The organism is Microbacterium sp. USHLN186, assembly GCF_037145155.1.
Lineage (GTDB): Bacteria > Actinomycetota > Actinomycetes > Actinomycetales > Microbacteriaceae > Microbacterium.
In genome coordinates this window covers 80,658-90,001 of the sequence record NZ_JBBCYA010000005.1, presented here as the reverse complement: position 1 = coordinate 90,001, position 9,344 = coordinate 80,658, and the positions used below count along the sequence as shown (strand labels likewise).

Here is a 9,344-nt window from a genome sequence, read left to right as displayed (position 1 = left end):
AGGCTACGACTCGCGACTCCGCGCCGCATTCGCCGAAGCGTACACTTGTGATGGTCGATTCGCCACACCGTACAACAGGGATGGTGCCTTCATGGAGATCGCCAGCCCGCCCACGCTGCGCACCCTGCTCGAGCATGCGGATCTGCGTCTGAGTCTGGTGTCTGCCGGGCCCTCTCTGGCCGACGGGGCGCTCGACCTCCCCGTCCGCGGGGTGCACAGCTCGGATCTCGTCGATCCGACGCCGTTCCTCGCGGATGATCTCGTGCTGATGACCACGGGGAGCCAGTTCGCGGACCACGACGAGGCCGGGGTCACGGACTACGTCACGCGTCTCGTGCGCCGCGGCGTGCGGGGGCTGGGCTTCGGGTCGGGTGTGCACCGGGTCGGACCGCCCGACGAGCTCGTCAACGCGTGCGCGAGGGCCGGGCTCGTCCTGTTCGACGTGCCCTACGACATCCCCTTCCTCGCCGTCGCCCGAGTGCATGCGGAGGCGACGGCCTCGCATACGTACGCCAGGCGCACCTGGGCGCTCGAGGTGCAGCGCGCCCTGGCCGTGGCCGCGCTGCGGCCCCGCGGCCTGGAGGCGACGCTCGCGGAACTGGCTCGGCGGCTGGACTGCTGGGTGGGGCTGTTCGATTCGAGTGGGACGATTGCGCAGGAGCATCCGGCCGCTCTCTCGGGCGGTGCCGATGCCGTGGCGGATGCCGTCGCCGACCTGCTCGGCAGGGGAACGACCGCGACGCGTTCACTCGACGAGGGCGAGCGCACGGTGACGCTGTTCACCCTCGGACGCAGCTCGCAGCTGAAGGGCGTGATCGCGGCCGACCTCAGCCCCATCGACGCCGAGGCGCGCGCCGTCATCACGACGGCGATCGCCATGGCCGGCCTCGCGCTCGAGCAGAGCGAGCAGCTCGCTCGCGGGCGTCGCCGCATGCACACTCAGCTGCTCGCCTCGCTCCGGGCGGACGACCCCACACTCGCCCGGCGCACGCTCGGCGCCCTGCCGCCTGCGCCGATGGTCGTCGCGACCATCGCCGACGCGCCGGTCGATGCGATCGTCGGCTGGTTCGAGCGACAGCGGGCGGTCGGCGGCACGGTGTCGTTCGTGGCGGAGGATGCCGACGGGCTGACGATCTGCCTGGGCGCGTCTTCGCGCGGCCTGCTCGATCAGGTGGCGGATCGCTTCGGCATCCGGATCGGAGTGTCCGAACCGGCCGAGTACGCCGCGTTCTCGCATGCGCACGCGCAGGCCATGACCGCTGCGCAGCGTTCGGGTGGCGCGGGCGTGATCGAGTACCACGACGTCGAATCAGGCGGAGTGCTCGACGCTCTCGTCTCGGCCGAGACGCGCACGCTGGCCCGCACGAGGCTCGCACCACTGCGCGCGCACGATGCGACCACGGGCGCCGACCTGGAGCGCACCCTTCGCGCGTGGCTCGAACACGACGCCCGAGGTGAGCAGACCGCTGCCGCACTCGGCATCCATCGGCATACGCTGCGCAGCCGCATCGCGCAGGCCGCGGCTCTGCTCGGCACCGACCTCGCATCCTTCCCCGCTCGGGCGGAGCTGTGGGCGACGCTGCGCGCGGCCGGGTGACAGCGCGATCTCAGCGCGGCGCGTGCGCCTCGAGGAACTCGTAGACGTCCGTGGTGTCGACGCCGGGGAACGACCCGGTCGGCAGCGTGGCCAGCAGGGTGCGCGGGGTGCGCACGTTCGGCCACGCCTGGTCGCGCCAGCGCTGCTCGAGCTCGGCGGGGGCGCGCCGGCAGCACGTCTCGACGGAATGCTTCGACACTCCGCGGTTGGTGGTGTCCCGGCCGACGAACCACTTCGTGTCGTCGAAGCGCACGCCCACGCTCACCGAGTGCAGCCCTTCGCTCGACGGCTCGACGCGGGCGGTGCACCAGTAGGTGCCGTTGCCGGTGTCGGTGTACTGGTAGTACGGGTTGAAGCGGTCGTCGACGTCGAAGACCTCGCGGCTCGTCCACCGGCGGCAGCACATCTGACCCTCGATCGAGCCGAGGCGGTCGGTCGGGAAGTTCACGTCGTCGTTCTCGTACGCCTTGGTGATGGTGCCTGACTCGTGCACCTTGAGGAAGTGCACCGGGATGCCCAGGTGCCGGGTGGCCAGGTTGGTGAACCGGTGCGCTGCGGTCTCGTACGAGACGGAGTAGGCGTCGCGCACGTCTTCCACCGAGATGGCGCGGCGGTGCTTGGCGTCCTGCAGCACGGGCACGACATGCGCCTCGGGCACGAGCAGCGCGCCGGTGAGATAGTTCGTCTCGACGCGCTGGCGCAGGAACTCGGCATAGCTGCGCGGCTCGGAGTGTCCGAGGATGCGACTGGACAGGGCCTGCAGCACCGCCGTGCGCGCATCGCCCTTCGCCGCGACGCTGCTGGAGAGGTACAGCCGGCCGTGCGCGAGATCGGCCACACTGCGCGTGGACTGCGGCAGATCGCGCGCGTAGTGCAGGGTGAAGCCGAGGTGCGCGGCGATCTCCGACGCGGTGCGCTGGGTGAGCGGTCCGCCCGGGTGGCCGACGGCGTCGAGGATCTCACGTGCCTGTGCTTCGAGATCGGCGAAGTAGTTGTCCTGCCGCCGCATGAGGTGGCGCAACTCGAGGTTGGCGCGCCGCGCCTCCTCCGGGGTCGCGGCACGCTCGTCACGTAGCCGCTCGATCTCGCCGTGCAGCGCCAGCATGGCATCGATCGCCTCATCGGAAAGCGACTTGCCGATCCGGAACGACGGGATGCCGAGGGCCTGGAAGGTCTGCCCCTTCATGGCGCGCTCCAGCGCGATCTCGCGGGTTGCGCGCTCGTCGAGGGGCTCGCCCTCGAGCAGGCCGTCGAGAGTCGTGCCGAGCACCTTGGCGATCGTCTGCAGCAGGGTGAGCTTCGGCTCGCGCTTGCCCGTCTCGAACATCGACAGCTGGCTGGGGGCGCGGTCGATTCGCGACGCGAGCTCTTCCAGCGTCATCCCCCGCGCGGTGCGCAGCTGGCGGATGCGCCGGCCGATGGTCAGCGCATCGGCCTCCGGCTCAGGTCTCTGAGACGTAGAGATCATGGATGCAGTCTGTCACATAAGCAGAATTTTGCCCGAACTTCTCACCATGATCGGTCGGTGCACATGAAGTTCTTCACAGAAAGTGGATGTCAACAGCCGACCGCCCGGCCGACCGACATCCCACAGAGGAGACTGAACATGAGCACTTCCACTGCCACCGCCCCCACCCGGACCGTCGACGCTGCGGTCCTCCCGCGCATCGGTCCCATCCTGCACATCACAGGGCACCGACACGACCGCTATGACGAGATCCTCACGTCGGCGGCGGTCGCGTTCCTCACCGAGCTGCACCACCGATTCAGCGGACGCCGCCACGATCGCCTCGCGGACCGGCAGCGGGCACGGTTCGAGATCGGCAACGGTCACGACCCGCGCTTCCGGGACGACACCGCGTACATCCGCGACGACCACGACTGGCGCGTGGTCGGCGCCGGGCCCGGCCTCGAGGACCGTCGCGTCGAGATCACCGGCCCCTGCGACCCGAAGACGACCATCAACGCACTGAACTCCGGCGCCCAGGTCTGGCTGGCTGATCTCGAGGATGCGACCAGCCCGACGTGGCGCAACATCATCGGCGGCCAGCTGTCGCTGCGCGATGCGATCCGCGGTGAGCTGACCCACACGAGCGCCGACGGTCGCGAGTACCGCGTCCTGGCCGAGCGGACGCCCACGATCGTGATGCGTCCGCGCGGGTGGCACCTGAGCGAGAAGCACATCGAGTTCACCGATCGTTCGGGCCGCCGGCTCGCGGCATCCGCTGCACTGGTCGACTTCGGCCTCTACTTCTTCCACAACGCGCAGGCGCTGATCGACGCCGGCCGCGGACCCTACTTCTACATCCCCAAGCTCGAATCGCGCGAAGAGGCCCGGCTGTGGAACGACGTCTTCTCGTTCAGCGAGGAGTACATCGGGATCCCGCACGGCACCATCCGCGCGACGGTGCTGATCGAGACTCTGCCGGCCGCTTTCGAGATGGACGAGATCCTGTACGAGCTGCGCGATCACTGCGCGGGCCTCAACGCCGGACGCTGGGACTACATCTTCTCGATCATCAAGAACTACCGCGGGCGCGGGGCACGATTCGTGCTGCCCGACCGCAGTGAGGTCACGATGACGGTGCCGTTCATGCGGGCGTACACCGAGCTGCTCGTGAAGACCTGCCACCGGCGCGGGGCGCACGCGATCGGCGGCATGAGCGCCTTCATCCCGAATCGGAGCGACGTCCAGACCACCGAGCGCGCGCTCGAGAAGGTCGCCGCAGACAAGCGGCGCGAGGCCGGCGACGGATTCGACGGCACCTGGGTGGCGCATCCTGACCTCGTTTCCACGGCGAGGGCCGAGTTCGACGCCGTGCTCGGCGAGCGCCCGCACCAGCTCGACCGCCGGCGCGACGACGTCGAGGTGACAGCGGCTCAGCTGCTCGACCTGCGCATCGGCCGCCCGGTGACCGACGCCGGCGTCCGCGAGAACGTGTCGGTGGCGATCCGCTACCTCGAGGCGTGGCTGCGCGGTCAGGGCGCCGTCGCCATCGACGGACTGATGGAGGACGCCGCGACCGCGGAGATCAGCCGGTCCCAGGTGTGGCAGTGGATCCACCAGGACCGCCGCACCGCAGAGAGCACCGCGATCACCGTCGAGCACGTCGAGGGTCTGATCCGCGACGTGCTCGCCGAGAGCCGCCCATCGGCAGGCTCAGGGGCCCGGAAAGACCGTTTCGACGACGCCGCCGAGATCTTCCGCCAGGTCACGCTGCAGCCCGAGTTCCCGGCATTCCTCACCCTGCCGGCGTACGCCCGCTACCTGACCGACAACGACTGACCGCCCGCTCACCACACGAAGGACGCACCATGACCCGCTACCAGGACGACATCGACGCCATCCGCCGGCTCAGGGAGGCACAGGGCTCCGGCTGGTCTGCCATCGACCCTGAATCCGCAGCGCGCATGCGCGCGCAGAACCGGTTCCGCACCGGGCTCGAGATCGCGCAGTACACGGCCGACATCATGCGCCGCGACATGCAGGAGTACGACGCCGACTCCTCGCTGTACACCCAGTCGCTCGGCGTCTGGCACGGCTTCATCGGCCAGCAGAAGATGATCTCGATCAAGAAGCACATGAAGTCGACGAACAAGCGCTACCTGTACCTGTCGGGATGGATGGTCGCGGCCCTGCGCTCGGAGTTCGGACCGCTCCCCGATCAGTCGATGCATGAGAAGACTGCCGTCCCCGCGCTGATCGAGGAGCTCTACACCTTCCTCCGGCAGGCGGATGCCCGCGAGCTCGACCTCCTGTTCACCCAGCTCGACGCCGCCCGGGCTGCCGGCGATGAGACCGCTGCCGAGTTCGTCCAGGCGCAGATCGACGGCTTCGAGACGCACGTCGTGCCGATCATCGCCGACATCGACGCCGGCTTCGGCAACCCCGAGGCGACGTATCTGCTCGCCAAGAAGATGATCGAGGCGGGCGCCTGCGCCATCCAGATCGAGAACCAGGTGTCGGACGAGAAGCAGTGCGGCCATCAGGACGGCAAGGTCACCGTGCCGCACGAGGACTTCCTCGCGAAGATCAACGCGGTGCGCTACGCCTTCCTCGAGCTCGGCATCGACAACGGTGTCATCGTCGCCCGCACCGACTCGCTCGGCGCAGGGCTCACCCAGAAGATCGCCGTCTCACACGGGCCGGGCGACCTGGGCGACCAGTACAACTCCTTCCTCGACGTCGACGAGATCGCCGCCGACGACCTCGGCGACGGCGATGTGGTGATCAAGCGCGATGGCCGGCTGGTGCGCCCCAAGCGCCTGGCGAGCAACCTGTACCGGTTCCGCCCCGGCACCGGCGAGGACCGCGTGGTGCTGGACTGCATCACCTCGCTGCAGCACGGCGCTGATCTGCTGTGGATAGAGACCGAGAAGCCGCACGTCGAGCAGATCGCCGGCATGGTCGATCGCATCCGCGAGGTGGTCCCGGACGCGAAGTTGGTCTACAACAACAGCCCGTCGTTCAACTGGACGCTGAACTTCCGCCAGCAGGCGTACGACCTGGTCACCGAGCGCGGCGAAGACGTGTCGGCGTACGACCGCGACAAGCTCATGAGCGTCGAGTACGACGACACCGAGCTCGCCGCGCTGGCCGACGAGAAGATCCGCACCTTCCAGCGCGACGGCTCGGCTCGGGCCGGCATCTTCCACCACCTCATCACCCTGCCGACGTACCACACGGCCGCGCTGTCGACGGACGACCTCGCGAAGGGGTACTTCGGCGACGAGGGGATGCTGGCGTACGTGCGGGGCGTGCAGCGTCGCGAGATCCGCGGCGGGATCGCCACGGTCAAGCATCAGAACATGGCCGGCTCCGACCTCGGCGACACCCACAAGGAGTACTTCGCCGGCGAGGCCGCGCTGAAGGCCGGTGGCGCGCAGAACACGATGAACCAGTTCCACTGACCGCCCTTCGACGGGCTCAGGGACCAAGATGGGACGCTGAGCCTGTCGAAGCGCATCCGCCCCCACTCCCCCGCCTCGTAGGATCTGACCATGACCTCCACCGCCGATCTCTACGACCAGCATGGCGACGATTTGCAGTCGCTTCCTCTGCAGCTGCGCTCCTTCGGCGGCGTCACCGCGTTCGAGGGCCCGATCCGCACCGTCCGCTGCTTTCAGGACAACGTGCTGCTGAAGTCACTGCTCTCCTCCCCAGGCGACGGTGCCGTGCTCGTCGTCGACGGCGACGGCTCGTACGGCACCGCGCTGATGGGCGACATGATCGCGCAGCTGGCGGTGGACAACGGCTGGGCGGGCGTTGTGATCAACGGCTGCGTGCGCGACAGCGCCGCGATCGGACGGATGCCGCTCGGAGTGAAGGCGCTGGGCACCAACCCGCGCAAGAGCGGCAAGCAGGGCGCCGGTGAGACCGACGTCACCGTCGAGTTCGGTGGCGTCATCTTCCGCCCGGGGGCTCGACTGTATGCCGACGAGGACGGTGTGCTCGTCGAGCGCTGACCGGTCCACCGCTGCGCACGGCGGGCGTACCCTGGTCGCATGAGCGGGACCACCATCGGATCACGGACGCCGCAAGACGACATCGCGCGCGAGTTCCTGCACAACTACCGCAGGGGCGCCCGGCTGCTGGCTGTCGCCGCGACGGATGCCGCGCGCTCCGCCGATCTCGCCGACGAGCTCGCGGCGGCTCTGCGCACGCAGGGCGTTGCTGCGGCCGTCACCCTTCAGTGCGGTCGCGGCGAGAGTGAGCTGCGAAGCGAGGTGGTCGTGCCCATCCGGGATGCCGGCATCAACGCCGTGACCATCGTCTGCGGAGATGCGTCGCTGCTCGCCGAGCGCACCCGGTGGATGTGGCACTTCAGCATCTGGCTCGCCGATGGAGGCGAGATGGCGAACACGGATGCGGACGCGATCATCGACATCACCGATCCGCGGCGTCCGGTCCGCCGCTTCGCCGACTTCTGCCAGTGCGACGTCGGCTAGACCGACGGCAGGAGAGGCACGGCCGGTGTCGTCTCGGCGACCGCCCGAGTACGATCGGAGTCGTGACCGAACGCGCTCCCCTGTCCCGCAAGCTGTCCGCCATCGCCGAGTCCGCCACGCTGAAGGTGGATGCCAAGGCCAAGGCTCTCAAAGCCGAGGGCAAGCCGGTGATCTCGTACGCCGCAGGCGAGCCGGACTTCGCCACGCCGCAGTTCATCGTCGACGCGGCGGCGAAGGCTCTCGCCGATCCCGCGAACTACCGCTACACGCCCGCCGCCGGCCTGCCCGAACTGCGCGAGGCGATCGCCGCGAAGACCGCGCGCGACTCCGGCCTTGAGGTCTCGCCCGCCCAGATCATCGTCACCAACGGCGGCAAGCAGGCGGTGTACCAGGCCTTCCAGGCGGTCGTGAACCCCGGCGACGAGGTGCTGCTGCCCGCGCCGTACTGGACCACCTACCCCGAGGCCATCCAGCTGGCCGACGGCGTGCCCGTCGAGGTCTTCGCCGGCGCCGACCAGGAGTACAAGGTCACCGTCGAGCAGCTCGAGGCCGCGCGCACCGAGCGCACCACCGTGCTGGTGTTCGTCTCACCGTCCAACCCGACCGGGTCGGTCTACTCGGCCGAGGAGACGAAGGCGATCGCCGAATGGGCGCTCGAGCACGGCATCTGGGTCATCAGCGACGAGATCTACCAGAACCTGACCTACGAGGGCGTCAAGGCGACGTCGATCGTCGAGGCGCTGCCGGCGATCGCCGAGCAGACGATCCTCGTCAACGGCGTCGCGAAGACGTACGCGATGACCGGATGGCGGGTGGGCTGGATGGTCGGACCGGCGGATGCCATCAAGGTCGCCGCCAACCTCCAGTCCCACCTGTCGAGCAACGTGAACAACGTCGCTCAGCGTGGCGCGATCGGCGCACTGAACGGCCCGCAGGACGAGGCCGAGAAGATGCGCGAGGCGTTCGACCGCCGTCGCAAGCTGATCGTGGCAGAGCTGTCGAAGATCGACGGCATGGTCGTGCCCACCCCGACCGGCGCGTTCTACGTCTATCCGGATGTGCAGGGCCTGCTCGGTCGCACCTGGACGCGGCGCGACGGCAGCACGGTGACGCCGACCACCTCGCTCGAGCTCGCCGACTTCATCCTCGACGAGGCCGAGGTCGCGGTCGTGCCCGGTGAGGCCTTCGGCCCGTCGGGGTACCTCCGCCTGTCGTACGCCCTGGGAGACGTCCAGCTGCTCGAGGGCGTGCAGCGCCTGCAGGCCCTGTTCTCCGCCTGACCTCGGGCGCCGAGACCCCTATCTGCCGTCGACACCCCCAGGTGCGGACATCCGTACCTGGGGGTGTCGGCGCGAAGTGGGGGTGTCGACCGTTCTCAGCCCTGATGTCCGATCAGCCAGGGCACCCCGAACCGGTCGACGAGCGTGCCGTCATGGTCGCCCCACGGGCGCTTCTGCAGCGGATCGATGACGGTGCCGCCCTCGGCGAGCGCGGCGAACCATGATGCGAGCGTGGCCGGATCGGCCGTGCCCAGCAGCGAGAAGAACATGCCGGTCATCTCGAGCGTGCTCTCGCCGGCAGCGGCATCCGCTCCAGCCAGCTCGACCGGGCCGTCCACGAGCATGCCGTGAGCGATCGCGTCGCCGGGCCCATCAGCGCGCCCGGCATCCGCGTAGGTGAACAGCCGCGTCTCACCGCCGAACACCGACGCGTAGAACGACAGGGCCTCGGCGGCATTGCCGGGGAACAACAGGTACGGGATGAGTCCGCTCATCCGGCGAGTGTACGCCGCTGCGTC

8 protein-coding genes are annotated in these 9,344 nt (G+C 69.1%); 6 read left to right on the top strand and 2 right to left on the bottom strand.

Annotated elements, in window-relative coordinates; all coding sequences use genetic code 11:
* Window positions 1-91 precede the first annotated feature (91 nt).
* Entirely contained in the window at window positions 92-1,597 is a 1,506-nt protein-coding gene (locus WFG93_RS11070) for a PucR family transcriptional regulator (RefSeq protein WP_336646400.1), read from the top strand.
* A 10-nt stretch (window positions 1,598-1,607) separates the two neighbouring features.
* On the opposite strand, the gene WFG93_RS11065 is transcribed toward WFG93_RS11070, so the two are convergent.
* Window positions 1,608-3,065, bottom strand: a complete 1,458-nt coding sequence (locus WFG93_RS11065; RefSeq protein ID WP_336646399.1) for a helix-turn-helix domain-containing protein — start codon at window positions 3,063-3,065, stop codon at window positions 1,608-1,610.
* Between the two features lie 138 nt (window positions 3,066-3,203).
* Between WFG93_RS11065 and aceB the strand changes: the two genes are divergently transcribed.
* From aceB to WFG93_RS11040, 5 genes are all read left to right on the top strand, one after another.
* A complete protein-coding gene (gene aceB, locus WFG93_RS11060; protein ID WP_336646398.1) occupies window positions 3,204-4,883 on the top strand; it encodes a malate synthase A in 1,680 nt (559 codons plus the stop codon).
* Window positions 4,884-4,912: 29 nt separating this feature from the next.
* Window positions 4,913-6,508 carry an isocitrate lyase gene (locus tag WFG93_RS11055; RefSeq protein ID WP_336646397.1) on the top strand — a complete coding sequence of 532 codons (1,596 nt, stop codon included), beginning with the start codon at window positions 4,913-4,915 and terminating at the stop codon, window positions 6,506-6,508.
* Window positions 6,509-6,598: 90 nt separating this feature from the next.
* Complete coding sequence (gene rraA, locus WFG93_RS11050; protein WP_336646396.1) at window positions 6,599-7,063, top strand: ribonuclease E activity regulator RraA; 465 nt, start codon at window positions 6,599-6,601, stop codon at window positions 7,061-7,063.
* A gap of 39 nt (window positions 7,064-7,102) precedes the next feature.
* Complete coding sequence (locus WFG93_RS11045) at window positions 7,103-7,546, top strand: hypothetical protein (RefSeq protein WP_336646395.1); 444 nt, start codon at window positions 7,103-7,105, stop codon at window positions 7,544-7,546.
* Between the two features lie 62 nt (window positions 7,547-7,608).
* Window positions 7,609-8,826, top strand: coding sequence for a pyridoxal phosphate-dependent aminotransferase (locus WFG93_RS11040; RefSeq protein ID WP_336646394.1), 1,218 nt, complete (start codon window positions 7,609-7,611; stop codon window positions 8,824-8,826).
* A 95-nt stretch (window positions 8,827-8,921) separates the two neighbouring features.
* On the opposite strand, the gene WFG93_RS11035 is transcribed toward WFG93_RS11040, so the two are convergent.
* Window positions 8,922-9,320 carry a VOC family protein gene (locus tag WFG93_RS11035; RefSeq protein ID WP_336646393.1) on the bottom strand — a complete coding sequence of 133 codons (399 nt, stop codon included), beginning with the start codon at window positions 9,318-9,320 and terminating at the stop codon, window positions 8,922-8,924.
* Window positions 9,321-9,344: the final 24 nt, after the last annotated feature.

Coding starts and splice junctions, on each gene's coding strand:
- WFG93_RS11045 (WP_336646395.1), top strand. CDS start 7,103: ATGAGCGGGACCACCATCGGATCACGGACGCCGCAAGACGACATCGCG.
- aceB (WP_336646398.1), top strand. CDS start 3,204: ATGAGCACTTCCACTGCCACCGCCCCCACCCGGACCGTCGACGCTGCG.
- WFG93_RS11055 (WP_336646397.1), top strand. CDS start 4,913: ATGACCCGCTACCAGGACGACATCGACGCCATCCGCCGGCTCAGGGAG.
- WFG93_RS11070 (WP_336646400.1), top strand. CDS start 92: ATGGAGATCGCCAGCCCGCCCACGCTGCGCACCCTGCTCGAGCATGCG.
- WFG93_RS11065 (WP_336646399.1), bottom strand. CDS start 3,065: ATGATCTCTACGTCTCAGAGACCTGAGCCGGAGGCCGATGCGCTGACC.
- rraA (WP_336646396.1), top strand. CDS start 6,599: ATGACCTCCACCGCCGATCTCTACGACCAGCATGGCGACGATTTGCAG.
- WFG93_RS11035 (WP_336646393.1), bottom strand. CDS start 9,320: ATGAGCGGACTCATCCCGTACCTGTTGTTCCCCGGCAATGCCGCCGAG.